Origin of the sequence: Citrobacter telavivensis (assembly GCA_009363175.1) — a bacterium.
GTDB lineage: Bacteria > Pseudomonadota > Gammaproteobacteria > Enterobacterales > Enterobacteriaceae > Citrobacter_A > Citrobacter_A telavivensis.
The window spans coordinates 1,444,991-1,470,931 of record CP045205.1; the positions used below are offsets into that span (position 1 = coordinate 1,444,991).

The following is a 25,941-nucleotide window of genomic DNA, read 5'->3' on the forward strand; positions in this document are numbered from 1 at the left end:
ATCAGGGGACCGTATGCAGGTGATGCAACTCCTTCCAGAACCGTTCCGCCAGGGGAGTCATCCGCGTATCCATCCGGTAAGCATAGGCCTGGATAGGAATAATTAACGCGTCCTGGTCCAGCACGACGAGCTGTTTACTCCGAATCTCCTGACGAATCGCGTACTCCGGGAGCCAGGCGATTCCACAACCGTCCAGCGCAACCTGTTTAAGCAATTCACTCATTGAAGAGACAAAAAATGTGCTGAAACTCAGCTCGGTATGACGGGTCAACGTTCGGTTGATAAGCCGCCCCATGTAGGAGTTCTGGCTATAGTTGAGCAGCGGGAAAGAGGGTTGGTCGAGTGTGTATCGCGGTTTTCCGTTCGCATCGCTTGCGCAGACGGGAAACAGTTGCGACTCGAACAGGGGAATATTGGCAAACGGAGGCTGGAGCAGGTTTTCATCATAATAAGAGAAGATGAAATCACTTTGTCCTTCCCGCAACATATCTACTGCCTGATCGACATCGATCGCTTCAACTGACCAGGTAAACTGGGTTGGCATCTGGCTGACGATACCGGGTAACAACCCCAGTGAGAGGGAGTGCGCCGCGGCAATCTTGATTTTACGCAGCATGAAATCGCTGCCGCCACGCAGCTCAGCCAGGTTGCTTTCCAGCTGTTGTAGCAAATGACGTATCTGAGAGTGAAAGATTTTTCCCTGCTCGGAGAGCTGCAGCGGCGAGACCTGACGATTGAACAATTCAACCCCTACCGCGTTTTCCAGTGCGCGAATACGGCGGCTGAACGCGGGTTGCGAGACATTACGGATAATCGCGGCCTGGGAGAAATTTCGGCACTTTTCCAGTGTCAGAAAGTCATACAGCCATTTCGTTTCAATGTTATACAAACCTGCACCACTCACATCCATTTATCATCACCTGTCAGCCGTCTGTCTGCGCCATTTTACGGGCATTCACACGGCTGACAACCGATTGAGCTTACTCGAAGGTACCCTTCACGCAGGCTTTACCGTCAACCACCATTTGTTTGCCGTGAGCATAAACCTGCTCAATACCTAATTCTGGTGTCATAACCAGCAGATCGGCATCCTTCCCTGGCGCGATTTCGCCTTTAGTGGAAAGGTTAAGAAAGGCAGCCACACTGGTCGTCAGCGGACGCAGTGCGTCGGTCAGGGTAAATCCGTAATCGTTTATTAGCGATTGTACGGTCTCAAGCAAACTCTCGAAGCCCGCCACGCCAATTCCGGTGAGTTTTCCGGCATCATCAAACAACGGCTGGCTACCATTACCATCAGAACTGACTGTTATTCGGGCAAGCGGTATACCGGCTTTCACTGCCCGAGCCACACCCTCAGCCGGTGCGACCGGGTCGGGAATACCGCTGGTGATATCGATGGTGCCGCCTTTGAGAGCAAAGGCCAGCGCTTCTTCGAACAGCGCCTCATTGCGGTTAACGTGGGTGGGAAGCAGCTTACTCATCGGCACATCGCTATTTTCCAGAATGTCGTACAGCGGTTTGAGTCCTTTTTTGCTGTCGCCCATATGGAACACGCTGACCCCCGGTTTGCCGCCCAGCAGGCCACCCACGCGGGATTCAGCGGCCATGTTTGCCAGTTGATAATCGCCAGGGGCGGCAGAGCGGTGGTCAGAAACGGCGCATTTTACGCCGATGACGCGGTCGATCAGCGCCACATCTTTTTCTACGGAACCGGTGATCGTCGGTGAAGGGACATGATAAGCGCCGGTTAACATCCAGGCGGTGATCCCTTCTTCATTCAGCGCCCGGGTTTTTGCCAGCAGTGATTCCGGATGACGAGTTACGGAGTCGGTGCCGAGTAGGCCAATGACGGTCGTGACCCCGGCTTCGGTCAGTCTGCTCAACCTGACTTCTGGCGTTCGGGTTGTGGGGCCGGCTTCGCCGCCGCCGCCAATCAGGTGAACATGCTGATCGATAAAGCCAGGACACAGAATCCGTCCTTTGAGATTGATAACCTTACAATCCGGCACGATCTGAGGAGAGATATCGCGTGCTACGGCAATAATCTTGCCGTTGGCGAGAAACACGTCGCAAATCCCCAGGTCTTCAGGGGTGTAAAGGTGTGCACCTTGCAGCAACGTAAAATCTGCGAAGGATAAATCAGGCATGGTAATTCCCTTTTAAACAATGAGTTGCATAACCCAAATCGACAGCAATGCGTTGATGGCGCACACTGCAATGATGTGGGGATAATATTTGGCATTCACTTCGGCGGTACCGAGGCAGCGGCCTACGTTCTGCACTGGGTTACCCATCAGGTATATCGCCGGGAGCAGAACCGTGACGTCGTGACCATTTAATGCCCCCGCCGTGAGCAGACTGGCGGAAACGCCTACCGCGCCGCCCATGCTCATTAGCGACGCTAACAGCACGGTGGCCGCTTCACCGGGAAGCCCCCAAAGCGCCATGATCGGTTGGCAAATGTGTCCAACCCAGTCGAGTAAACCGGTAATTTTCAGCGCCTGAATAATGACGAACGCCATGACCACGTTTGGCAGCAGGTTAGTGGTGGCAATAGTAAAGCCGCGGCGGGCACCGTCGATAAACATGTCCATGACATTTTTGCGAACCTGAGTGGTCATGCTTGTGCTCCTTGCGTTGGGTTACGGCGTTCTTCAAAATTGATCCAGAGACGTAGCAGATTGGCACCGACAAATTTAAACACCAGAATGACGGCCAGCGGGACGATAACAGACGTTCCCAGAAATGCGAAGACGGCGACGCCAGAGGAAAAATAGTTGGTAATAATCGCGCTACCGCTGGTCTGGTATGCCGCAAAAATGACTTTATCACGCTCAGTGATTTCGCCATCCTGCGCCAGTTCTTTCGTCATACCCGCAGCCGCATCGGTATTTTGTAAGTTCGCGATGAGCGCCAGCGAGCAGATGCCCGGAATGCCAAGCAGCGGCTTCAGGATTGGCGTCATCAGTTGTTGAGCCGCACGCAATCCGCCAAGACCGTCGGTGATAGAAATAATGCCCAGTGACAAAATGACTGACGGCGCGAGCTCCAGCGCGAAAAGAAAACCATCTTTTGCGCCAGTACCGCCCGCCCCCCGGAAGGTTACAGACGTTTGTCCAGCCCCATTCGCGATTTGGCCAAATGAACCGTTCAGCACAGTAAAATCAAAAACACGCCACCAACCTTCCGTTCCGGAAAATACGCCGGAAAAGAAAATGATGGTCAGAAAAAATGCCAGATACCCTTTAAGTCCGACTTTTTCTGTTGCAAGCGGCAGCGCCGCCTGTTCCCCTTGTTGCGCCATAGCGAACCCCGTTATTTTTTTGATGATGTGTGTTTGTCGCGACAGGCCAGAAGTGGCCCGAACTCAATGACCTTATCAGTCATGCGGATATGGGGAAAATGCAAGAATGTTTCGCGCTATGCGTTTCTTGCATAATGCGGCAGGAAGCGTGGGCATGAAACCCCCCGTCTGTTTCCGTCTGGTTTTAATGTTGCCGGTAATTTCGCCCTCCGTTCTTGTAACGAGAGTCAATACAACGGCATGCTTCCCGGCATGCGAAAGCCGCAGTCATCGCGATCGCGTATGCGTGAGCATCCGATACCTTATTTTTAAATATATTCAGCTGAACAGAGCGTGGAACTGACGAAAACAGTGAATGACTCCTCATGACAAAGGGTAATGTAGGGGATAATCTGCCGTATCGTTTACGCTATTCTTAGTGACATAGCGTGTTTATGCATCATGGTCTTCGGGGGAATTATGAGTGGAATGCGTTCCCGCACGGCAATTATTGTGGACGATCATCCTCTGGCGCGTATGGCTATTCGCGGTGTGCTGGAAAAAGATCACATTACGGTTCTCGGAGAGTATGAAGACGGTGCGATTGCGTTGAAGAGTCTGGTAAAAACGACAGCGGATATTGTCGTTATTGACGTTGAGATCCCCGGCATCAATGGTGTCGAACTGGTGGAAAAGCTCAGATCGGAACGCTATTGCGGTGTGTTAATTGTCGTCTCAGCGAAAAACGATCGTTACTTCAGCAAACGTTGCGCGCAGGCGGGGGCGAACGCGTTTATCAGTAAAAAGCAGAACATGGATAACATTCTGGCGGCTATTAATGCCGCGCAGAATGGGTATACCTATTTTCCATTTTTCTACGAAGAAGCCTCCGAAATCCTTACCGATTCGCAGCGTCTGGAGTCCCTCTCAGCACAAGAGATGAAAGTCATGGGACATGTGCTTAACGGTCTGGACAATTCGCAGATCGGTGAGGCGATGCATATTAGTGGTAAAACCGTCAGTACTTATAAAACGCGACTGATGGAAAAACTCGGTTGTAAATCATTAATCGAACTGCTCTCTTTTGCTCACCAAAATAAGCTGACATGATGATGAATAAATGGCTGATAGTGGTGTTCATTGTTTTATCTGTAGGTGGACGCACCGTTTACGCACAGCAAAAACCGCCCGTTGAGCTGGAACTATCAGGATTCAATTATATAACGCCTGTACCGGTTTATCTGAGTGAGGATGACAAACGCTGGCTGCAACAGAAAAAAATACTCCGGGTCGGCGTTTATGAACCCGGTCAGCCACCGCTTGTTCTGACAACGCTGACGGGACGTTATCGGGGAATGAATGCTGACTATCTGGCATTGATTCAACATTCCCTTAATACACGAATCAGTGTGATGGTATTTCCGGGGCAAACGGACGCTGTCGACGCGCTAAAAAAGGGCGAAGTCGATATGGTGTTAACCGGGCTAGAGAGTCAATCCTGGAGTGAAGCAAGTGTTCAGGTTTCTCTACCACTGATTCATTCCTGGCCAAATTTAGTGACTTCCCTTGGCAACGTTATGGCGCCGTTGCAGAGCGCGCAACGTACGAGTGTGGCGATTGTTAACCACTATCCGGATGACAATTTTATCCGCCAGTCCTTTCCCGATGCCGAGATAGATAACTATAACAGCTATCAGGAGGCGCTGAATTCCGTTAATAATGGACGCAATACCTGGTTTTTCGGTGATTCACTCACTACCAGTACCTGGCTTTCCCAGGAGTTCAGTCTTGCGCTGACAACGGTAAAGTACTGGCCAGCACCGCAAAGAAAGAGCTACTTTTTATTTTTACCCGCACAGCAACGGTTGCGGGAAATTGTGAACAATACGCTTAGCGCAATTGATGAAAATATCCATGGGCAAATTGCCCAGTCGATGATTGATAAAAGCAATCTCTCCTTCCTGATTGAACCCCTGAACCTGACGCCACGCGAAAAGCAGTGGTTGAATAATCACAAAACGCTACGTGTGATTATCAATCCCTGGTTTGCCCCCTACACGATGGTTGATGGCAGCCAGCAGACGCGAGGTATTGTTGGCGACATCCTTAACTTGATTGGCCTGCAAACGGGTATTCAGTTTGAGACGGTTGTCGTCAAATCGAATAAAGAGATGATCGCTGAGATGAAGAAAGGTAACTGGCATATTGTGCAGGCTGCAACCTATGATCTCAGCCGGGAAAATTATCTCTCTTTTACTCACCCCTTTATCACCACACAATTCGTTGCCGTGACCAGAAAAGAGGAAAGTAAAGAACATGCGCTGCGACCCGGTAATCATGTGGCAATAAGCGCCGATCACACTTTACTGACCAAACTGAAGGCGCAATATTCAGGCATTCTGTGGGAAGAGGTGGAAAATTCCAGCGTGGCGTTGAATCTGGTCGCAACAGGAAAAGTGGATGCCGCCATTTCGAATCAACTGACCGCGCGTTATCTGAGTGAACATTACTATCCCGATCAGCTTTCCTGGATACCGCTTACGGGAGAAGATCCTGCGGCAATTAGTTTTGCGGTGCCCCGCACTGAACCGGAGCTACGGCAAATTCTGGATAAAGCGTTAGATGATATTCCACAAAAAGAGGTCCTGCAGATAGTCAGTAAATGGATCCGTCTGCCGGATGTCAAAATAGATACCTGGGAGTTATACAACAGGCCTTTTTATCTGGTAGCTACGTTAGCATCGTTACTGGTACTCAGCACCTTGTTATGGGCAGTCTATCTGGTGCGGGAAGTCCGTGTCAGAAAACGTTCTCAACGCTTACTCAAAGAGGAACGGAACAGGGCTCTCAGGGCTAATGAGGAGAAGAGAGAATTTCTTTCTCATATGAGCCATGAGATACGAACCCCGGTAAGCGCCATTATGGGATTTCTTGAATTACTGCAACTTTCTCCTGCGAAGTTTAGCCCGGAAGATAAAGCGTCAGTGGACCAGGCTGCTCAAGCCTCACGTTCGTTATTAAAACTCATCGGCGAGATCCTCGATCTGGAGAAGATCGAATCGGGTTTGTTAGAGGTTGTCCCTCAATGGAAATATCCGGACGGTCTGGTACAAGACAACATTGCGCTATTTAGCGCGCTGGCGGCGCAAAAAGGGATCGCGCTGCATTACGATTCTCGTTTAGATGCACGTGAAGCGATGCGACTGGATCCACAATTATTGGGGCAGGTTCTGACCAATATTATCGGTAATGCGGTGAAATTTACCGAACGCGGTGATGTGCGAATTTCAGCGGAGAAGCATGAGCAAACGCTGGTGATCTCGGTGAGTGATTCAGGGCCGGGGATGAGCGAAGAAGAACAGCGTCGTTTATTCACCGCTTTTAGCCAGGGAAAAGCGGGAGTGCATCATCGTGGTTCGGGGCTTGGATTAGCAATCAGTCGGGCATTAATGAAGCAAATGGGAGGAACAATCGAACTGCAAAGTGAGCTCAATCGAGGAACGACCGTGACGTTGAGCCTGCCAATCCAGACGTCGTTTGATATCACGCCCACCGTTGCGGACGTTGACTCGCCTCTGCCAGCATTTCAAGGAACGCTCCGGGTATTAATCGCTGATGACCTTCCTTTCAGCCGATTACTCCTCAAGCGTCAACTGGCAACACTGGGCATCATGGCGGATGAAGCCGACAACGGAGAGACCGCATTACATTATCTTCAGCAAAGAGATTACGACTTGTTGATTACCGATCTCAATATGCCGGTTATGGAGGGTATTGAGCTTGCCCGCCAGGTAAGAAAATTTAATACGACGCTTGTTATCTGGGGGCTCACGGCAACGGCGCAGGAACACGAGCGCGAACGTTGTTTGTCGGCGGGTATGAATGCCTGTCTTTTCAAACCGATCACGCTGTCGCAGCTTTCTCATTTACTCTCCGGTGTGAGTGACGCCCACGACACCGTATTTGATCTCGAAAGACTGGCGATGCTGGCGCAAGGGAATCGGGCATTGATGCTTCGCGCATTAAAAGATGCGCAGGTAGAAAATCGCTGCGATTTAACCGCGGCTCATAAAGCCAGTGAGTCTGGTGATTATCGTCTGGTTAAACATCATATTCATCGCATTAACGGGACCGCCCAGCTATTGGGGGTTGAGACCTTGATGACGGCTGCACAGTCTTTGGAGGATAAACTCCCGGATGCTATTACCGCCACAGCACTGTCTGGTGAGCTTGAGCATATCCAGACGCTGCTGGACGAACTGGAGCTCGCAATCGAGAAGTTCACGCCCTAATTCCCCTTCCTACACGTGTAGGCGGTGCCTGACAGAATAATAAGGCACCGCTGATGTTGCTCCAGTGTTAACCAGGTAAAATAAGCCCTGTTCCAACAGAATAAAATTAGTTAATTAAACCTGGTATATTTCCTAAGAAAAATCCATGTTTTTGTTTATTACAAGTTTCAGCTATTAAACATGCTCGGATCATTAAACCAAACCTATCCATGTAGTCAGTGTTTAATTCTTATTTTGTTCTTCTGTGTGGGCTTTTGTATTGGTTAAAATAGTTAAATGTGGATCGTTGTTCTTTTGATGATGAAAAGATAGTAGAAACGATCGTTTTTATTTTTTCTGACGAAATCCACGACTTTTGTGATGTCATGCTGAATTATTTTCTGTAAATTTTACAGCGAAACATGAAGTGACTTACTGACGTTAAAAAAGCAAACAGGACGTGTCGAAAAGGGAAGTTTTATGAAATTATCAGACTCTGTTTTTTCTGATGATTATTTTTTTATTGTCGGCATAAGTGCGTTGTTAACGCCGGAGTTGATTGATGAAAATTACTATATAGTCGATGTTGATGAGTCTAGTTTTCAACGGAGTACTGAGTATTTGTCGCCTGGTAGGAAAATCATTGCATTTATCACCAATGATCTAGACTACTATGCTTTGAACCATTTGAGCGATATTACCTTTATTGATAAGAAACGCCGGATAAACGAAATTCTCTCGTGCCTGTTTGTCAATGACCCTCGGTATGCTTATCGGGTGAAATACACACTTTCATTCCGGGAAAATGAGGTTCTTGCTTGCATGCAAAAAGGAATGGATGCGAATGAGATTGGTAAGTTATTGGGCATGTCGATGAAGACGTTTTATGCACATCGTCGCAGTTTAATATTTAAACTTCAACTCGGTAATCGAGTGTCTCTGTATCGCAATATCGCGCGAATAAGGATGTGCAAACAGTGTACTCATGAATCTGGCCTTGCATAAATTGTTGCATTAATGTCAGGGGCGATAATATACAGAGGAGGTGAACGCGGGAATAATTATTTTTAACATCCATGCTTTTAATTACTTATTAACTTAACTATCTGGATTTATATATGAAAAAAATTGCACTGATCTCCGCGATTTTATCGCTTTCTACTCTGCAAGCAGCCAATGCAGCCGATGGCGTAATTAACTTTACCGGAACGATTACGGGAACGGCGTGCGTGGTTGATCCTTCTGCGATTGCACAACCTGTTGAGCTGGGTACCGTCTCAACGGCGGCATTTTCTGGCGGGAATGGCGCAACCGCGGCAGCCAAGCGCTTCAATATTGTGCTGAAATCCTGCCCGGCGAGTGTGAGCAGCGCCAGCATTCGGTTTGACGGTGCCACTAACACGGCGAATCCTTCGATTCTGGCGTTGACCACGGGGCAAACGGCGACGAATGTCGGAGTCGCTATCTATGAACAGGACAGCGCCACATTGATCCCGGTAGGCTCTTCCTCGGCTAACGTGACGTTGTTGGAAGACGTCAACAATACGTTGACCTATTTCGCGAAATATATGGCCACGGGGACTGTCGGCGCGGGGACGGCAAACGCGTCAACGTCCTTCACCGTGACTTATCAGTAAAAGCAGGGCCACCAGTGGCCCTGAGTAATCAATCAGGAACTCTCATGTTTCAGCAATTATATAAAACGCTTGCTGTGGGGATGATATTGGTCTCAACAGCGGCAGTCAGTGGTGTTGAAATAGGCGGCACCCGTCTTATTTATAATAGTAATGCCAGTCAGGCCACAATAAGCGTGAAAAACCCGGACAATAAACCGTATTTAATCCAGTCATGGGTGAGTAAAAGTGAAAATGGTGATGACAGTGGAAGCGAATTTACCACGACACCACCCTTGTTTAAATTAAACCCAAATTCACAGAATTCCGTTCGCGTCATGCTGGCAGAAAACCACTTACCTTCGGACAGGGAAAGTGTTTACTGGTTGAATATTAAAGCGATTCCGTCATCCTCGCCGGATGCGAAAAATGAATTATTGATCGCAGTAAAAAGTAAAATGAAGCTATTTTATCGTCCCGCGGGATTAAAAGGCGATCCGTCATTAGCGTACCAGCAGTTAATTTTTTCGCGCGAGGGCGGAAAGTTGACTGTCAATAATCCAACGCCTTATAGCGTGTCGCTTAATGAAGTAAAGGTGAACGGCAGAACGATAACAAAACCTCCAATGGTATTACCATTTAAAACAGTAACGCTACCACTGTCGGGGATAACAGGCGGAGAGGTATCATGGCGTGCGATTAATGATTTTGGAGGCGTCACGACTGAACAAAAAGTTAAAATGTAGGTTAATTACTTATGCTCCATCTCAATGCGGTCTCAGGTTTTGCAACGTTAACAAAATTATCAATCCTGGTCTATCTGACTACACATGCTTCAACTGTGTTAGCTGAGGATTATTTTTCACCAGACTTTATTGAAACCCGAGGGAATATCCCACGTGATATTGATATCTCTCGTTTCAGCAGAACTGACGGACAGGTTCCCGGTGTTTATCACGTTGATGTCTATCTGAACGGAAATTATATCGAATCTCGTGATATCACCTTTCTGGGTAAAGCGAGTGAATTGACGCCATCGTTAACTTACGCCGATTTCGTGAAATGGGGTGTGAAGCATAATGCACAGCCTGACTGGATGAGTATGGCGGATTCCGCAACCATCGATAATATTGGTGAGTTACTCCCCGGAAGCCAACTCAATTTTCAGTTTGACAGGATGCGGCTGGAGATTTCAGTACCGCAAGAATATATGCAGCGCGATCCGCGCGGTTCAGTCTCACCGGAACAGTGGGACGACGGACTGAATATGTTGTTCCTGAATTACAACTTCTCTGCTGCCAATAGCCATGGCAAGGGAGATTCGCGTAATGACAGCTATCTGAACCTGCGTAGTGGGATTAACGTCGGTCCCTGGCGGTTGCGTAATTACTCGACGTATAACAATAACCAAGGGGACGGTCGCTGGAACACCCTCAGCACTTCACTGGAGCGTGATATTAAAGTGCTGAAAAGTCAGTTCAGTGTGGGTGACGGTTATACACAGGCTGGCGTATTCGACAGTGTTCATTTCCGCGGCGCACAAATTTATTCGGATGACACCATGCTACCGGAAAGCGTACGTGGATTTGCGCCTGTGGTCCGTGGTATTGCGCAAAGTAACGCACAAGTCACCATTCGTCAGGGCGGGAATATTATCTGGCAGTCTTATGTTCCGCCGGGGCCGTTTGTGATTGACGATCTCTATCCTACTGCCGCTAGCGGCGATCTTACCGTGGCTGTGCGTGAAGCCGATGGTTCGGTACATCAGTTTATTCAGCCATTTTCGGCTGTGCCGATCATGCAGCGTGAAGGCCAGTTTAAATATGCGTTGGCCGCAGGGAAATATCGTGCGTCAAACAGCACGGATAAGGAACCGGAATTCCTTCAGGCCACAATGAGTTACGGGTTGCCGTGGGACACCACGCTCTACGGCGGCACGCTGGCGTCGGGGGATTACCAGGCTGCGGCAGTCGGTATCGGCAAAGGATTGGGTGATTTTGGTTCGTTTTCTTTTGACACCACCTTTGCACATACGCAGATGCCAGGCAAAACGGAAGGCGGTATCTCGCTTCGTGCGCAGTACGCCAAAGATTTTTCATCCACGGGCACCTCGCTGAGTCTGATGGGGTATCGGTATTCCTCTTCCGGTTTTCATGATTTTCAGGAAGCGAATGGCGATGTGAATAAATACCGGATGGCGAGTGATAACGCTCTGGAAGGAAATGACTGGCGCTATCAGCGTAACAAACGCAGTAAGGCACAGGTGACGCTGAACCAGCAGCTCGGTGATTTCGGGAATCTCAACCTTTCGGCCTGGCACCAGGACTACTGGGGCGGCGATAGCGAACGTAACGTCAGCCTGGGTTACAACACCAGTATTAACAATATTAATTATGGCCTGAACTATAGCTATTCCCGCGGTCCCTGGCACAACGACAATGATCATATCGTCTCTTTTACGATGCAGATTCCGTTCTCCCGATTCTTGCCAAATAGCTGGATGACGATTTCGGCAAGCGCGAATAAAAAAGGCGATGCCACTTCACAGGTAGGGCTGTCCGGTTCCGCGCTGGAAGACAGAAATCTGAGCTGGAACGTCCAGCAGGGATACAACAGTAAGGGGTCAGATGTGACGGGTAGCGCGTCGGCAAATTATAAGGGGCGTCACGGTGAATATCAGCTTGGTTATAACTACTCTCGCGATAACCGACAGGTGTCGGTTGGTGCGATGGGGGGGCTGGTGGTTCATCCGTATGGCGTCTCTGCGACTCAGCCTCTTGGCGAGACGATGGCGTTGGTGAGGGCCGAGAACGCGGCAGATGCGAAAGTGGCGAATAACAGTGGCATTTACACGGACAGTAAAGGTTTTGCCGTTGTGCCATACGTTTCGCCATATCGGCAGAACAGTCTGACGTTAAATACCGACGCCTTGAATAACAATACCGATGTGTTGAATGACACGCGCACGGTCATACCCACAAAAGGTGCGCTGGCGCTGGCTGACTTCCCGACCGTTACCGGCTACCGGATCATGCTGCATTGACGGGTAAAACGATTCCGTTTGGGGCGACGGCAAAGATAAACAATCGCGACAATGCGCCAGAAGGAATTGTTGACGATCGTCAGCGAGTTTGGTTTAGCGGTGCACCGGAAAAAGGCTCCGTGGTGGTGAACTGGGCTGGGGAAAGTTGTCAGGCAAGTTATCAGATTGCGCAGGTTTCTGACAAAACGCATAACGTCACCGCGGAGTGCAGGTAAGTGGAGAGTAAGATGAATCGAATTATAGTGAGTTTACTGTTGGTGGCTCTGGGACTGTTTTCACGTACTGCGCTGGCGTGGGATTGTTCGACGGTCACACCATCAACAACATTATCGCCGCAGAATATCACTATCTCCAGGGATCTGCCGGTGGGGGCCGTTATTGGTACGCAGATAATGACCCCGACAGTGAATGCGTTCAGTTGTTTTGACTCACAACAAGGAGTCATTTCCAATCAAACGTTTGGCGTAAAGGCGATTGGTACCTTCGATTCGATGGTTAATGGAGTACGCGTTTATAAAACCAACGTTAACGGTATTGGCTATGCTATTTCCGGTACAACGGCAAAGTGTGCCGGAGGGAATGCCAGCGTCACCGGGTCGAATACTATTCGAGGGGATATTAACACCGCTCAACTGTGTCAAAATACCACGGGAATGATAAGCCCCGGATTAAATGGGTCAGTCACGGTGACGTTTTATAAGACGGCGACGGAGACGGGTTCTGGGACGATATCGGCAAGAACGGTGGGGTCGTTGGTATTGCTGAATAACTCGCTGCTCTGGCAATCCCCAGAGGCCGCAGTCAATATCAATGCGTTCACGGTGACCACGCCGGCCTGCAAACTCACCACAGCATCAATCCCTGTCGATATGAAAGAGGTCGATAAAAACGCCTTTAATGGCAAAGGCACGACGCCGGGAGAGACATATACCCAGTCATTCAGTCTGCCGATGACCTGCAATGCCGGAACGGCGGTCAGCGTCAGGATGGAAGGCGATATTTATGACGCAACGAAAGGCGTTATCAATACGACCAGTGGGAGTAACGCCGCCACAGGGGTCGGGATCCAACTGCTTTATGACAATCAGCCGATGAGGCTGGGCTCAGATGTTGCGGTTGGGGCATCAAGCATTGGGGGCGGATTCTCGGTACCGCTTAAGGCGCGTTACTATCAGACGGGCGAGCGCATCACCACCGGGGCGGCGAATGGCGTCCTGTCTTTTACGATGACATACCAGTAACTAACAGGCGAATGCACATCAGAACAGGTTAACGTCAACCTGTTCTGAGCGGATTGTTAATCAGGACACATTTAATGCGGCTACGTTTGCGATGCCGTAGGGAGAAAGCCGCCAACGGCAGAGCATTCCGTATTTGCCATTACAAAATTATCTGTGCCAGTAAAAAGCCAAACGGTACCGAGAAAATAATCGACAAACATCCCGGCAGGAAGAAGGGATGATTAATGATCCTTGAGCCATTCCAGCGTGGACTGAGAAATGATCCCGTATCATCAGTGGCTATCGCAAACGCGGTTGTCGGATAAATATTCGTGATATAGAGTGCGCTGACCGCGACAAAACTGGCTAATATGGCATCTGCGCTAATGCCGATAGACGCGGCAATAGGCATCAGTAATGCACTGGTTGCCCCCTGGCTGAACAGCATTGCGCTGGTACAGAAAAATACGGCTGCTAATAAGACCGGCCAGGTGCGCAATATGTCACTGGCTTCCATTTTGATTTCATCAATATGGGCACCGATAAGCGTGCTGCTTAACCAGACAATCCCTAAAACAACCACCAGCGATTCCGCACCTGATTTAAATATCGGTGAGTTCTTCAGCTCTTTCATGTCCAGCTTGCAGGTAAAAATAATGATGGTGGACACGACAAACATCGTAATAATAATTAAGTCGCGGGAGTTGATGGTATGCCCGATAAGCGATTTAAATAGCAGCATACACACCACAAAGACAACACCTGCCAGGAATATAGCAACCGAAGATTTTCCACCAGCGGGAATCGGGCGGTGGGTATGTTTATTCAGTACAATTTTATTCTCCTGCATGATTTTTTGACACACAGGATCGTCGGCCAGTTTTGCGCCCTGTCTGCTGGCAATAAACGCCGCGATCAGCATGGCGAATAACGCGGTGGGCAGGATAACCAGCATTGCATCGCCGAAACTGACGCCCATCACTTCAACAGTGCCGTACATGATAGCCGTGGCGGCAGAGATCGGGGAGGCGGTAATCCCCAATTGTGACGCCACAACCGCAGAGCTCAGTGGCTGGCTGGGCCGGATACCATTATCTTTCGCCACTTCCTGAATCACGTTCATCACCGACATCGCGGTATAACCGGTACCGGAAAGTACCGTCAAAATAAAGGTCACGGTGGGGGCGAGAATATTAAGATAGCCAGGATGATGACGTAATAACTTTTCTGTCAGGGTGACGAGATAATCCATTCCACCGGCCTGTTGCATGGCCGAAAGTGCCACAATGGTCGACAGAATAATGAGCATCACGTCGACAGGCGGAGATCCCGCTGGAACGCCAAAGATAAATACCGAAATCGCTAATCCGATCCCGCCGGCAAACCCGACGCCAATTCCGCCCCAGCGGGCGGCAAGCATGATGGTTCCCAGCAATAAAACGACATGTAATATCACCATATATTTAACCTGCTCTTTGTTATATTTTATTTATCGGCAACGAGGTGGCGAGGTAATGAATAGTGAATATTCATTACCTGCAGTTAACGCTTATTTCTCGAAAACAGATGATTACGACATATTCATTTCTGTTTGATAGCGTTTAATCGCTGCCGTACTTTTTTGCGGGTCGGTCATATTCATCGGATCAAGCAAATAGTCCGCCTGTTCCGGCGTCAGCAGTTTTTCTGCCAGCACGACCTGCTTTACGCTGCACTGTTGTTGATACGCGGCTTTTGCAATTCGCGATCCCACCTGATAACCAAACAGCGTTGCCACGACGGTGGCCAGCGCCGTACTTTCCTCGGCGTAGCGAGCGCTCACTTCTTCATTGATCGCAATATCTTTCAGGCATTTATCGATGAATAACGGTATCCCCCGACTCAGTAACGAACAGGATTCGAAAAGCGCCTTCAGCAGTACAGGTTCCCACACGTTCAGGTCAAGCTCGCCACCCTCAACGGCCATGGTCACCGTGACGTCATTACCTATCACCTGATACGCAATTTGATTCATCAGTTCGGGCATCACCGGGTTGATTTTGCCCGGCATAATGGACGAGCCCGGTTGCACGGCCGGGACGATAATTTCATTAAAGCCTGCGCGCGGTCCTGAACCCTGAATACGAAAATCGGTTGCCATTTTGGAGAGAAAGGCGGCGATTTTTTTGAGCTGTGCGGAGAATTCAATATAAAAGTCACCGTGTTGCAGACCATCGAAGAAATCCGTTTCTGGTCGATATTTTTCGCCTGTGAGGGTTTCCAGCCACTGATAAACGGCCGGAAGATATCCCTCATGTGTGGATAACCCCGTGCCGATCGCCGTCGCCCCCAGGGGTAAACACAACGCCTCTTCGTTAACCTCGGTCAGCTTTTCTTTGAGTCTGCTGACCTGTGTGCGATACGCGCCAAACTGCTGACCAAACGTCATTGGCACCGCATCCTGAAGGCAGGTGCGGCCTAACTTCACCTTGTCGGCAAACAGACGGCTTTTGTCCGCTAACACGGCTTCCAGTTTTTCCAGTTGCACGAGCAAATGTTTAATATTCATGCGGCTGGTCATTTTCATTGCCGCAGGAATGACGTCGTTAGTTGACTGTCCCATATTGACGTGCGTATTCGGGTGAATCGCGTCATATCCCCGTGCGCCGGTGAGAAGTTCATTCGCGCGGTTAGCGACGACTTCATTCATGTTCATGTTGGTCGAGGTGCCGCCACCGCCCTGAAAAACATCAATCGGGAAATGGGCAGCAAAATTTCCGTTCATCACCTCCTGCGACGCCGTCACGATGACGGCGGCTTTCCGCGGTTCCAACGCGCCAATTTGCGCGTTCGCCTGAGCCGCCGCTTGTTTGATCGCGGCGATAGACCACAGGAAATGCGGAATATCGCCGGCCGTTTGTCCCGATACTGAAAAATTCAGTACCGCCCGTTGCGTTTGAATACCGTAGTAGGCGTCATCCGGCACCATTAAAGTTCCTAATAGATCCTTTTCTTCACGCATCGTTATCTCTCTTCCTGTATTAAGGTGTGTCGCTACCTTAATTTGCTGGCAGTACAGATAATTTGAAGTGGCTCAAAGAAAAAAAACCATTGAAAAGATAAATATTCATTATTAAAAAATGTAATAGTAGAGGCGGAGATGAAGGACATTAACTTCGATTTTAAGCAGTTACAGGCGTTTTTAGCGGTGATTGAGACCGGTTCATTTACCGCTGCGGCAAAGAAGCTCAACCTGACTCAATCCTCGATTTCTCAGCAGATAGCGAATCTGGAAAATGGCCTAAAGACAGACGTTATTAACCGCTCACAGCGACCCATTCAGATGACGATAGCCGGGCAAGCGCTGTATCCGCTGGGGAAAAAGATTATCGATAGCGGCATTTATTTGCAGGAACATATTAACGCGATCAGTCACGGGCATATTTCACATTTGAAAATTGGTTTTGTTGATTCGATCGGTAAGTCCATTGGGCTGGATATCCTTAAGTTCCTGCAACCGCAGGTAAAACATATTTTTCAGGTTACCGGTACGGCATCGGGACTGCTTTCCGCACTGAATACAGGCAGCATTAACCTGGCAATCACCATGCTGCATACTGAGATGCCGCCTAACGTCAGAATGTACCCGTTGATTGAGGAAGAGTTTCTGTGCGTTTGCCCCAAAGCCTGGTCGGAGACGCGACTGGAAGAGTTGTGTAAAAACAGGAACTACATCGCCTACACCCCCAGTACGCCAACCGGCATCCAGACGCTCAACTGGTTGAAATGGAATAACCTGTCTCCATCCATACAGTTTGAAATGGACAATGCTGATGACATTCTAAAACTTATTTCCTACGGTTATGGATGGACGCTGACCACGCCGCTGTTTATGACCACCATTCCCACGTTTACCGACTCGCTGAAGATCATCCGTATTAACAACCGTAAAGAGCGGCGCAAAATTGTCCTGTTGTGTAAGGACGACGAACTGTCTGAGTTTTATAAACATCTGGCGATTGAAGTCCGGTCGATACTGGAAACGAAACTGGAGCAAGGGTTTTACAGTAAGCTCGATTCGGATGAGGATGTGTCGTTATGAAACGAGTTTTCATGGTGAAAATGAAACCCTGACACAGGTTTTGAAAAGGCCGGATAAATAATAACCCCGGCCTTTTAATTCAACCTTAGAATATTAAAGCAATTTATACGGAGCTCTTTGAGTTCACTTGATGAAACGCGCCTGCGTTATCGGTCGTTTTTTTTACCTCATTACTGGCAACGTGAGTGAGGTCTAACTTGTGAGTTTCGGGGGCAAACCACACAGCAACCATCGTGATGACGCTCATCGCTACAGCCAGGCATGCGACAGGCCAGGATGCGCCGTCCGCCATACCGGAAAGCAGAACCGCAGCGAGCGGCGCGATGCCGCCAGAGGCAGCCGCACTGATTTCGCGGCCCAGAGATAATCCGCTGAAGCGGACCCTGGACGGAAACACTTCAGAGAAAAACGCGCCCTGGGTTCCCAACATCGCGGCAACGCCGATACCGACACCCAGCGTCATGGCAACGATCACTCCCCATGTGGTTCCGGTATTTACCAGCCAGAAAAATGGGAACGCAAAAAGTGCTGAGAAAACGGCACCAAACATGTAGATGGCTTTACGACCCCATTTATCAGATAAAGCTCCAAACATGGGGGTGGTAAACATGGCGAAGGCAGCCGCGACCGCCACAGCAACTGGGCCGACCGAAGGTGCCATATGTAGCGTCCCGACAATATAAGCAATAACAAAGGTCTGGTAGACGTAACTGACACCACTCTGGGCGACCTGAGAGCCAGCCACGACAAACAGGCTCTTCTTCTCCGTTTTTACCAGGTCGCGTAGCGGGCTTTTACTGACCGATCCGGACTTGGCCAGTTTCTCAAACGCGGCTGTCTCAGAAAGCTTCATACGGATGATCAAAGCCACAACAACCAGCAGTGCACTGAATAAAAATGGAATTCGCCAGGCCCAACCAAGGAAAATTTCTTTCGGAAATTGAGTCAGGATAGCGAAGGTGCCAGCGGACAAAAGCAGGCCGATATAAACGCCAACACCCGGGAATGATGAGTAAAACCCTCGCCGATTGACCGGAGCACTTTCCGCAGTCAGAATTGCCGCACCGCCAAATTCAGCCCCAGCGCCAAATCCCTGAATCAGACGCAGACAGACCAGCATGATCGGCGCCCATACTCCGACAGAATCATAAGTGGGTACGAAACCAATTAAGGTGGTAGCCGATCCCATCAGCAGTAGCGTGATTACCAGGACTTTTTTCCGTCCTATTTTGTCACCGAGTTGGCCGAAATAAATCGCCCCGAACGGACGAACCACAAAACCAAGCGCTAACGTTGAAAATGCCAGAATGGTTGAGACGAAATGATCCCCTTTCGGGAACATGATTTCATTGAAGACCAGAGCAGCTGCAGTGCCATACAAAAAGTAGTCAAACCATTCCAGTGCGGATCCCACTAAAGAGGCTGCGGCGACACCCTTCATTGATTTTTTCTGAGTACTCATCGGGTTTCCCCTTAATTAAAATGGTGGAGTTCGCTCATTACATTATGTAATTGAGAGGCGTGTATAAAATAAAGACTGGAAATGCGAGCCCGTCATGTACGGACTCAAATATGGCGTCATTCCCCGCGGAATTGCGGAGCGCGTTTTTCTTTAAATGCCGCTTTGCCTTCGCGGGCATCATCGGTATAGAAGCAGATAGTACGGAGATCCCTTTCGTAACGGACGGCCTGATCGAGCGGCATATTGCCGGCTGCGCGCATATTTAATTTGGCTGTCTGGGCAGCGATTGGGGGCCTCTCGCTGATAGTTATCGCCAGTTTGTTCACTGCAACCAGCATCTCTTCCTGGGAATTAAACAGTTCGTCAACAATCCCCCACGCGCATCCTGTTTCAGCGTCAATGGGATCTCCGGTGTACAGCATTCTTGAGGCTCGCGATGCACCAATCGTTTTGTTGAGATATACCGCCATCCCACCGCCGCCAACCCAGCCGAGTTTAATTTCAGGGGCTCCGAACAACGCGTTACGGGTGCTGACGCGGATATCACAGCACAATGACAGCTCGAGTCCTCCACCCAGCGCATAGCCGTTAATAGCACAGATAGTGGGTTTGTTTATCTCGGCAATGGCGTCGCAATGGTCACTCTTCATACGGTGAGCCCAGGGGGAGTGATAGGTATCCAGTTCTTTAATATCGCTGCCACAGCAGAATGCTTTAGGACCGTTTGCCGTCAGGATCACGACACGTACATCCGGTGATTCATTACAGAAGGCCGCAATTTTCGTAATGGTAACGGACATCGACGGCGTGATCGCATTTAACTTTTCCGGACGGTTCAGAGTGATGATTGCCACTCTGTTTTCAAGTGAAAACTGCACGTTCGGATCAATTGCAAAACTGAGCTCAGCCATTGATTTTTTCTCCATTAGTACGGGTTACGGTGCCGGTCTCTTTCAGAGAGGCAATATCCTGTTCGCTGTAACCCAGCTCACGCAGGATTTCATCGGTATGTTGACCCACAAACGGTGTCGGGCGTTGAAGGGAAGAAGGGGTTTTACTGAATTTAATGGCAAATCCCGGTGTTTTCACTTTGCCTTCGCTTGGATGGTCATACTCAATAAAGGCTTCGTTATGAATAACCTGAGGATCGTTAACCACATCCTCATAGCCATAGACTTCACTACTCCAGAGGCCCTCAGCATCAAAGATGTCACGCCACTCTTGGGTTGTCCGCTCCACGAGTTTTTCCCGGGTTACGCGAAAAATGAAATCACGCTGAGGTAGAGTATGACCATCCACTTCATCTTCCATCGTTTCAAATTCCGGCACGCCCAGAATTTTACCCAGAGTGGGCAGGTGAGGAGTGACCAGGGTAATAAAACTGTCTTTCGTTCTGAATACACCATAAGGTGCACGGATATAGCAGTGGCCATGCGGCTCTTCGCTGCGGCGTTGAGGTTTGAGCCCTTGGGTAAATACCGTCATTTCCTGCATCTGATTCGCAATGATCGCATCGAGCATGTTGATCTGTACCAGTTGGCCTTCACCCGTACGTTCACGATGCAGCAATGCCGCCAGTGCGCCTTCAAAGGCAGTATAGGCAGTAATCGCATCAACCAGATATTGTCCGGCAGGCTGTGGCGGGGTGTCATCTACTCCGGAGCTCAGCATCGCGCCGCTTAGCGACTGCAGCAGCAGATCCTGACCAGGGCGTTTCGAGTACGGGCCAGTCTCGCCATAACCTGACATCGATACATAGATCAGATCGGGTTTTATTTCTTTCAGCGTGTCGTAATCCACGCCAAGACGGGTGGCCACTCCCGGACGATAATTCTGGATAAACACATCAGCGGTTTCTACCAGCTTGTAAAGCAGAGCCTTACCTTCCTCATCCTTCAGGTTCACCGCCAGACTTCGCTTATTGCGGTTCAGGGAAAGGAAAGACGTGTTGATGATATTACCGTAGGCCCCCCCGGCTGAAGTATGGCGCTGCCATTCCCCCGTTGTGGGCTCCACTTTAATGACGTCTGCTCCCATATCTCCCATACGTAAAGCCGCAAACGGGCCCGCCATGGCGATTGAACAATCCAGTACCCGATACCCTTTAAGAATTGACATATAGCTACCTCGCTTATCCGTTGTCATTTATTACCGCCATCGGGCGGCTCTGTTGATGTCTTTTACGTTAGATGAAGAGCATTAGATATTATATATAATATTTAATAAATTGTGATGACGATCGATATTTGAACAACTTCAAGCCGATAAGATGAGCGGCGTTCATGAACAGAATGTCGACAAATCAAGAGGTTAAAATGAATTATTTCAAGGGGTTAACATGGGATCATCCGCGAGGTTATCGTCCACTACAGGCATGGGCAAAAGCAGATGAAACGCTGAAGGTTGAGTGGGACATCCAGAAACTTGAAGGTTTTGAGTCACATCCTATCGATGACCTGGCAGAAAAATACGACCTGTTAATTGTAGATAATCCGGGTATTGGCGAGGCTGTTGAGAAAAAGTGCCTGTGGCCACTTGAAGATCTCCTGACATCTGAACAAATGGCTTACCTGCGTGAGACCAGTACCGGCGATTCCTGGGACAGCTACCAGTACAAAGGGAAACACTGGGCAATTCCGGTGGATGCTGCATCCCAGGTTTGCGCGCTTGCCGATAGCAATATCGGTATCGCGCCGGTGAGTTGGGATGATGTGCTGTTGCTTAGCCAGGAGCATGAAGGGCGGGTTGCGTTATCACTGGGAGGGCCTCATGCTTTGCTGACTTTCTTCTCCATTTGCCAGTCGTTAGGAGGAAAGCTGTTTGAAGGCCACTGTTTCGTTCTCGATACAAGAACCGCAATCCAGGCACTGCACATTATGCAGGCTCTTTATCGTCGTCAAAATAAAGCCCTAACATCGCTTAATCCGATTGGTTTGCTGGATGAAATGGCCAAAGGGACCTTTGATTTGTGCCCGGCTATTTTTGGATATATTAATTTCAGTACACCGGATAGCGGCAGGCGAGTGAAATTCTATAACACTCCTCATTGTGGCGATTCGACAGTGCATGGGTCCGTGTTAGGGGGAACCGGTCTGGCGGTGTCTTCGCGTTGTACTCCGACCCCAGAACTTATCCGGCATATCATGACATATGTGTCTGAAGAGATGCAGAAAACACTTGTCGTGGAAAACGGCGGGCAACCAGCCAATATCTTAGCGTGGAAAGATAAACGCGCTAACGATCTGACTCACCATTTTTTTTCCGGCACGCTTGAGACAGTAACCCAAGCTTATCTTCGCCCAAAATATCATGGCTATATTTCATTCCAGGATACGTCTTCTGCAATTATTCGCAATGGCCTGATAGACGGCCTCTCAACGGAGGACATCGTTTTGGCAGTCAAAGAGAATCATAGAAAATTTCGTCTGGAATAAATCAAAATGCCGCGATGACGCGGCGTTTTCAATGACCAGTACTGTATGAAATCTGGCGATCAAAACCTAAGATAATATGGTCACGGGAACGCTGGCGATACCCCTCTACATCAGCAGATTCAATAGTGTTGATAATTTCATCGTGTTCATCACACAATAAATTGATATCAGGCACCCCTCTGGATTCATGGAAACGGCCAACCTGGGGGCCATAGTTTAAGGTACGGTACATTTCGATGATAAGATCATTACGTGTTGCCTGAACAATATAATTATGGAACTCAGCGTTCAGGTTGATAAAAGAACTGTACTGTTCATAGCGTGGTCCGTACTGTTGCGAGCGCATCGCCTGATTCAATTCCCGAAGATGTATAATTTCAGCACGGGTAATATTTTTAAGCACCATTTCCGCAATTTCAGGCTCAATAAGCAGACGCGCTTGCTGCCACTGGTAAATATCCTGTGCATCCGGTTTTGGGGCGACACGAAACCCTTTGTTATGCTCAAGAACTATCAGTTTCTCAGCGGCCAGACGAAAGAGCGCCTCACGAACCGGGATACCGCTGATCCCAAAACGCTTACTGAGGGTATTCACAATCAGTCGGGCACCAGGTTCCAACTGGTTAGAAATGATCTCCTGCTTCAGCAACTCATACACTTTATGGCTGATACTCTCGTGTTGCAGCATGGGCTTTCCCTGAGAAATTGAACAAAATATATAATATCAGTAATAAATGACCGGAGCAATTTAACAAAATAATAACAATAAGGTGCGGTATTTTACTGAGGATATTTTATTCTTTAAATTTCAATTGATTAAGTTATCTGTAAAAACAAGGAGGACTTCTTCCGGGCGGGACTGCCTTTCAAAAACAGTAAGTAAATGTATTGTCCCTGCGCGATTTTGGCCTCAATGCATTCGTGTCAGCAGTATCGCCTGATATTTACATAACCCCAATCCTTCATCATTCGGTCTCCAGCGAAGTATTGCCCGCAATTACCCTCTAAAGTAGCGGAAGTGCTTATGCCGGAGGTTGCTATGATTGCAGTGATTTTTGAAGCGGATGCGGTGCCCGCTCAGCAGGAACGATATTTACAACTCGCCGCTGAACTCAGGACGGAACTCGTTAATATTGAGGGTTTCATCTCAATTGAGCGTTTCAGAAGTTTGAGCAAGGAGGGGCGGATTTTATCGCTGTCGTGGTGGGAGAGTGAAGACGCCGTTACGGTGTGGAAAAACAACATGAAACATCGGGCCGCGCAAATGGAAGGAAGGGAGTCGATATTTTCGTTTTACCGAATCCGCGTTGCGCACGTTCTGCGTGATTATTCATCCGAATGAGAAGCGAATGGAATACCCCCCGACGTCGCTTCTGGCCGTCGGGGGAGGGTTATATCTCTGTTCTTCACAGGTACACGATTACCGCCTGAATGCCTGCAAGCTGGTCAGGTTGCTCTGCGTTTCGATGTTGAGCAGAAAATCCAATAACCCATGACATTCTGTAACCAATACAGAGGAAGGGGAATCACCGCCATTACGCAAGCAGAATGGTATCCAAAGCACACAGGGGAACGGAAAGTACATACGCTGGGGCGCTATTTCTGAGCCACTGTGAATGACAGGTCATTGCCCCGCAATCTGACAGAAAATAGCATTGGTTCGACAGCCAAATTTATTTTCCAGACGTAATTTTCTGACATAGACTTCTTTGGGTTTGAGTTGATCAAGTTCGATGATTTCTTTAAACCCTCTGCCAGCAATAAAATGAGCCAGTAGGGAATACTCAGCCCGATTCAGCGTTTCTCCCATCCGGCGATTGGCTAACTCACCTCTGAATAATCGCTTGATTTTTTGTTCAATGGCATCTTCTCTATCACAGGAGTAAATAACGCCTCTGATTTCCTGACGATTGACAAGCCAGTAATTCGCTAAGGAACTCATTTTTTTATCGGCGATCAGGATAATGTACATTTTTGTACCGATCAGGTAATCAACCCAATCCGATTTAACAAAATATCTCAGGTTAGCAAAGGAGAAGTCGATAAAGATAAAACCACGTGGTAAATGGTTTTTATACTTCATTAAAAATTTCTCAATGACCCCATTTTTAAAATAAATATTCACCTCCGGCCATACTGCGAATTGAGTATGGTCACAATACAGAGAACAGACGCTCTTCTCTGGGGAAATAAGACATGACGTCTCACAACTAATACAATGAATCTGTTTTTTCAAATACGCATTCATATATAAATTCTCCCAAGTCGTTCTCATTCATTTGTTAGGTTTCTATACACGTCTGAGATTTTTCCAAAAAATGTTAAAAAACTATCCGTGTAAAATAATTTTTCCAGTGGGAGAGGCGTATTCAAAGGTTCCATGCCCGGACTATTGATCGTCAGGCCCTCGTCATGAACAGAGAACGTATCGGTATTCCTTTGCCAGACACAGGAGAGTGTTGTCGTGTTTTTGGTAATTATCCTGGTGCTCGCGGGTGGCATATACGTCTCAATGAGCACAGGTAAATCGGTTCCCGGACCCAATTCCTTTAAACAGTCGAATGCAATACAGAACGTCTGGGGGACGGGATACTGAGAAAAAAGAGTCACAGAAACACCTGACGCACCAGGTAAATATTTTTTTGAAAATAGAACCATCTCCTGTCCTTAAGGTGGAACAATATAAAGTAAGACTATTTGACACGTTACTAATCAATTTTTCATATGTATGACTTTTATGAAAAGTAAAGTCAATATTACGTGATGTCAATAGTTCTACTATTGAAATGAGCCTATAATGCGTGTGGATAAAATACCGTAAAGGGTAAAATTCTTATATTTAAAGCAAGCATGATTTGCGATGATTTCATGCAATATATGCAAATGGAACTATTCTCTTACACGAGTAAAATAAGAATTTATTCCATACATTAAGCCATTATTGCAAGGATTTGAAGGGTATCAGAAAGAAAAAACAGCACTTTATGTTAAAGTGCAGAGCAAATGAAGTTTAGCTATCCGATAGCGTGTTGGTTACTTCATTTGAGAGAAACCTCACCGTGGATCTGTTGAGATTGAAATTCGTCAATATATAAATCGTCACGGATAATACCGCCTTTTCGCTGCCGTAGATGAGGGGGATATAACCTTTAACCCATAAATAATTTGTGGGAATACAGGTACTGCCGTTATCCGACGCCTGGACGACAATCCTGACAGCGCACTGGTCGCCGTCAAATTAGCAGAGGGATGCCAGGCTGAGCCATCAGCACCATCGGAACGTGCGGTTGACCCGAGAGAGAAGAGAGATGTGTTTCTTCTGTGTAAAGGGACAAACGGCGTTAGGAATAAACGATGCTCCGCTGAGAATTATTGCGAAATTGTTTGGTGGTCATTTTTACCACGCGTTGCCTGGATGAGGATCACCAACAGGGCAGAATTGCCTTTCATAGCGACTTACCGGCAAGCCGTTGTTTTCTTACTGAAAGTAGTGATGACGTTGGCATTGAGCGGATTTGTCGCCGGAAGGTGGTA

The 25,941-nt window shown here is 48.4% G+C and carries 20 protein-coding genes and 1 pseudogene; 10 read left to right on the forward strand and 11 right to left on the reverse strand.

Annotation, left to right across the window (positions count from 1 at the left end; genetic code table 11):
* Position 1: 1 nt before the first annotated feature.
* The 4 genes from hypT to GBC03_09070 form a co-directional block, all read right to left on the reverse strand.
* Positions 2 to 910, reverse strand: a complete 909-nt coding sequence (gene hypT / locus GBC03_09055) for a hypochlorite stress DNA-binding transcriptional regulator HypT (protein QFS70347.1) — start codon at positions 908 to 910, stop codon at positions 2 to 4.
* 70 nt (positions 911 to 980) lie between these two features.
* Positions 981 to 2,147, reverse strand: a complete 1,167-nt coding sequence (iadA, locus tag GBC03_09060) for a beta-aspartyl-peptidase (protein QFS70348.1) — start codon at positions 2,145 to 2,147, stop codon at positions 981 to 983.
* A 12-nt stretch (positions 2,148 to 2,159) separates the two neighbouring features.
* Positions 2,160 to 2,621: a hypothetical protein gene (locus tag GBC03_09065; GenBank protein ID QFS70349.1), complete on the reverse strand. Its 462-nt coding sequence runs from the start codon at positions 2,619 to 2,621 to the stop codon at positions 2,160 to 2,162.
* Positions 2,618 to 3,304: a hypothetical protein gene (locus tag GBC03_09070; protein QFS70350.1), complete on the reverse strand. Its 687-nt coding sequence runs from the start codon at positions 3,302 to 3,304 to the stop codon at positions 2,618 to 2,620. The genes GBC03_09065 and GBC03_09070 overlap by 4 nt, the downstream gene beginning before the upstream one ends.
* 459 nt (positions 3,305 to 3,763) lie before the next feature.
* On the opposite strand from GBC03_09070, the gene evgA reads away from it, so the two are divergent.
* From evgA to GBC03_09105, 7 genes and pseudogenes are all read left to right on the forward strand, one after another.
* The gene (gene evgA, locus GBC03_09075) at positions 3,764 to 4,393 is read left to right on the forward strand and encodes an acid-sensing system DNA-binding response regulator EvgA (protein QFS70351.1); all 630 of its coding nucleotides are present in this window, start codon (positions 3,764 to 3,766) and stop codon (positions 4,391 to 4,393) included.
* The gene (locus GBC03_09080) at positions 4,393 to 7,575 is read left to right on the forward strand and encodes a transporter substrate-binding domain-containing protein (protein QFS73955.1); all 3,183 of its coding nucleotides are present in this window, start codon (positions 4,393 to 4,395) and stop codon (positions 7,573 to 7,575) included. Before evgA ends, GBC03_09080 begins: the two co-directional genes overlap by 1 nt.
* Positions 7,576 to 8,034: 459 nt before the next feature.
* Positions 8,035 to 8,559 (forward strand): helix-turn-helix transcriptional regulator, encoded by a 525-nt coding sequence (locus tag GBC03_09085; GenBank protein ID QFS70352.1) that lies wholly within the window; start codon positions 8,035 to 8,037, stop codon positions 8,557 to 8,559.
* A 113-nt stretch (positions 8,560 to 8,672) separates the two neighbouring features.
* Positions 8,673 to 9,191, forward strand: a complete 519-nt coding sequence (locus GBC03_09090; protein ID QFS70353.1) for a fimbrial protein — start codon at positions 8,673 to 8,675, stop codon at positions 9,189 to 9,191.
* 44 nt (positions 9,192 to 9,235) lie between these two features.
* Positions 9,236 to 9,913, forward strand: coding sequence for a fimbria/pilus periplasmic chaperone (locus tag GBC03_09095; GenBank protein QFS70354.1), 678 nt, complete (start codon positions 9,236 to 9,238; stop codon positions 9,911 to 9,913).
* A gap of 11 nt (positions 9,914 to 9,924) precedes the next feature.
* Positions 9,925 to 12,425, forward strand: a pseudogene (locus tag GBC03_09100) (fimbria/pilus outer membrane usher protein).
* 12 nt (positions 12,426 to 12,437) lie between these two features.
* Positions 12,438 to 13,451, forward strand: coding sequence for a fimbrial protein (locus GBC03_09105; protein QFS70355.1), 1,014 nt, complete (start codon positions 12,438 to 12,440; stop codon positions 13,449 to 13,451).
* 139 nt (positions 13,452 to 13,590) lie between these two features.
* Here the strand turns inward: GBC03_09105 and GBC03_09110 are convergent, their stop codons facing one another.
* Entirely contained in the window at positions 13,591 to 14,889 is a 1,299-nt protein-coding gene (locus GBC03_09110) for an anaerobic C4-dicarboxylate transporter (GenBank protein QFS70356.1), read from the reverse strand.
* Between the two features lie 111 nt (positions 14,890 to 15,000).
* On the reverse strand, positions 15,001 to 16,431 hold the full coding sequence (locus GBC03_09115; GenBank protein QFS70357.1) for an aspartate ammonia-lyase: 1,431 nt from the start codon (positions 16,429 to 16,431) through the stop codon (positions 15,001 to 15,003).
* Positions 16,432 to 16,569: 138 nt separating this feature from the next.
* Between GBC03_09115 and GBC03_09120 the strand changes: the two genes are divergently transcribed.
* A complete protein-coding gene (locus GBC03_09120) occupies positions 16,570 to 17,511 on the forward strand; it encodes a LysR family transcriptional regulator (protein ID QFS70358.1) in 942 nt (313 codons plus the stop codon).
* Positions 17,512 to 17,614: 103 nt separating this feature from the next.
* Here GBC03_09120 and GBC03_09125 read toward each other — a convergent pair whose 3' ends face one another.
* From GBC03_09125 to GBC03_09135, 3 genes are all read right to left on the reverse strand, one after another.
* Complete coding sequence (locus GBC03_09125; protein QFS70359.1) at positions 17,615 to 18,973, reverse strand: MFS transporter; 1,359 nt, start codon at positions 18,971 to 18,973, stop codon at positions 17,615 to 17,617.
* 116 nt (positions 18,974 to 19,089) lie between these two features.
* Positions 19,090 to 19,863, reverse strand: a complete 774-nt coding sequence (locus GBC03_09130; GenBank protein ID QFS73956.1) for an enoyl-CoA hydratase/isomerase family protein — start codon at positions 19,861 to 19,863, stop codon at positions 19,090 to 19,092.
* A gap of 13 nt (positions 19,864 to 19,876) precedes the next feature.
* On the reverse strand, positions 19,877 to 21,091 hold the full coding sequence (locus GBC03_09135) for a CoA transferase (GenBank protein QFS70360.1): 1,215 nt from the start codon (positions 21,089 to 21,091) through the stop codon (positions 19,877 to 19,879).
* A gap of 164 nt (positions 21,092 to 21,255) precedes the next feature.
* On the opposite strand from GBC03_09135, the gene GBC03_09140 reads away from it, so the two are divergent.
* The gene (locus GBC03_09140; protein ID QFS70361.1) at positions 21,256 to 22,407 is read left to right on the forward strand and encodes a carbohydrate ABC transporter substrate-binding protein; all 1,152 of its coding nucleotides are present in this window, start codon (positions 21,256 to 21,258) and stop codon (positions 22,405 to 22,407) included.
* 28 nt (positions 22,408 to 22,435) lie between these two features.
* On the opposite strand, the gene GBC03_09145 is transcribed toward GBC03_09140, so the two are convergent.
* Positions 22,436 to 23,095 (reverse strand): FCD domain-containing protein, encoded by a 660-nt coding sequence (locus GBC03_09145; GenBank protein QFS70362.1) that lies wholly within the window; start codon positions 23,093 to 23,095, stop codon positions 22,436 to 22,438.
* 351 nt (positions 23,096 to 23,446) lie between these two features.
* Between GBC03_09145 and GBC03_09150 the strand changes: the two genes are divergently transcribed.
* Positions 23,447 to 23,749, forward strand: coding sequence for an antibiotic biosynthesis monooxygenase (locus GBC03_09150; GenBank protein ID QFS70363.1), 303 nt, complete (start codon positions 23,447 to 23,449; stop codon positions 23,747 to 23,749).
* A 282-nt stretch (positions 23,750 to 24,031) separates the two neighbouring features.
* Here GBC03_09150 and GBC03_09155 read toward each other — a convergent pair whose 3' ends face one another.
* The gene (locus GBC03_09155) at positions 24,032 to 24,655 is read right to left on the reverse strand and encodes a helix-turn-helix transcriptional regulator (protein QFS70364.1); all 624 of its coding nucleotides are present in this window, start codon (positions 24,653 to 24,655) and stop codon (positions 24,032 to 24,034) included.
* Positions 24,656 to 25,941: the final 1,286 nt, after the last annotated feature.

Excerpts from the sequence above, each read along its gene's own strand:
- hypT (QFS70347.1), bottom strand. The coding sequence starts at position 910 with ATGGATGTGAGTGGTGCAGGTTTGTATAACATTGAAACGAAATGGCTG.
- iadA (QFS70348.1), bottom strand. The coding sequence starts at position 2,147 with ATGCCTGATTTATCCTTCGCAGATTTTACGTTGCTGCAAGGTGCACAC.
- GBC03_09065 (QFS70349.1), bottom strand. The coding sequence starts at position 2,621 with ATGACCACTCAGGTTCGCAAAAATGTCATGGACATGTTTATCGACGGT.
- GBC03_09070 (QFS70350.1), bottom strand. The coding sequence starts at position 3,304 with ATGGCGCAACAAGGGGAACAGGCGGCGCTGCCGCTTGCAACAGAAAAA.
- evgA (QFS70351.1), top strand. The coding sequence starts at position 3,764 with ATGAGTGGAATGCGTTCCCGCACGGCAATTATTGTGGACGATCATCCT.
- GBC03_09080 (QFS73955.1), top strand. The coding sequence starts at position 4,393 with ATGATGAATAAATGGCTGATAGTGGTGTTCATTGTTTTATCTGTAGGT.
- GBC03_09085 (QFS70352.1), top strand. The coding sequence starts at position 8,035 with ATGAAATTATCAGACTCTGTTTTTTCTGATGATTATTTTTTTATTGTC.
- GBC03_09090 (QFS70353.1), top strand. The coding sequence starts at position 8,673 with ATGAAAAAAATTGCACTGATCTCCGCGATTTTATCGCTTTCTACTCTG.
- GBC03_09095 (QFS70354.1), top strand. The coding sequence starts at position 9,236 with ATGTTTCAGCAATTATATAAAACGCTTGCTGTGGGGATGATATTGGTC.
- GBC03_09105 (QFS70355.1), top strand. The coding sequence starts at position 12,438 with ATGAATCGAATTATAGTGAGTTTACTGTTGGTGGCTCTGGGACTGTTT.
- GBC03_09110 (QFS70356.1), bottom strand. The coding sequence starts at position 14,889 with ATGGTGATATTACATGTCGTTTTATTGCTGGGAACCATCATGCTTGCC.
- GBC03_09115 (QFS70357.1), bottom strand. The coding sequence starts at position 16,431 with ATGCGTGAAGAAAAGGATCTATTAGGAACTTTAATGGTGCCGGATGAC.
- GBC03_09120 (QFS70358.1), top strand. The coding sequence starts at position 16,570 with ATGAAGGACATTAACTTCGATTTTAAGCAGTTACAGGCGTTTTTAGCG.
- GBC03_09125 (QFS70359.1), bottom strand. The coding sequence starts at position 18,973 with ATGAGTACTCAGAAAAAATCAATGAAGGGTGTCGCCGCAGCCTCTTTA.
- GBC03_09135 (QFS70360.1), bottom strand. The coding sequence starts at position 21,091 with ATGTCAATTCTTAAAGGGTATCGGGTACTGGATTGTTCAATCGCCATG.
- GBC03_09140 (QFS70361.1), top strand. The coding sequence starts at position 21,256 with ATGAACAGAATGTCGACAAATCAAGAGGTTAAAATGAATTATTTCAAG.
- GBC03_09145 (QFS70362.1), bottom strand. The coding sequence starts at position 23,095 with ATGCTGCAACACGAGAGTATCAGCCATAAAGTGTATGAGTTGCTGAAG.
- GBC03_09150 (QFS70363.1), top strand. The coding sequence starts at position 23,447 with ATGATTGCAGTGATTTTTGAAGCGGATGCGGTGCCCGCTCAGCAGGAA.
- GBC03_09155 (QFS70364.1), bottom strand. The coding sequence starts at position 24,655 with ATGAATGCGTATTTGAAAAAACAGATTCATTGTATTAGTTGTGAGACG.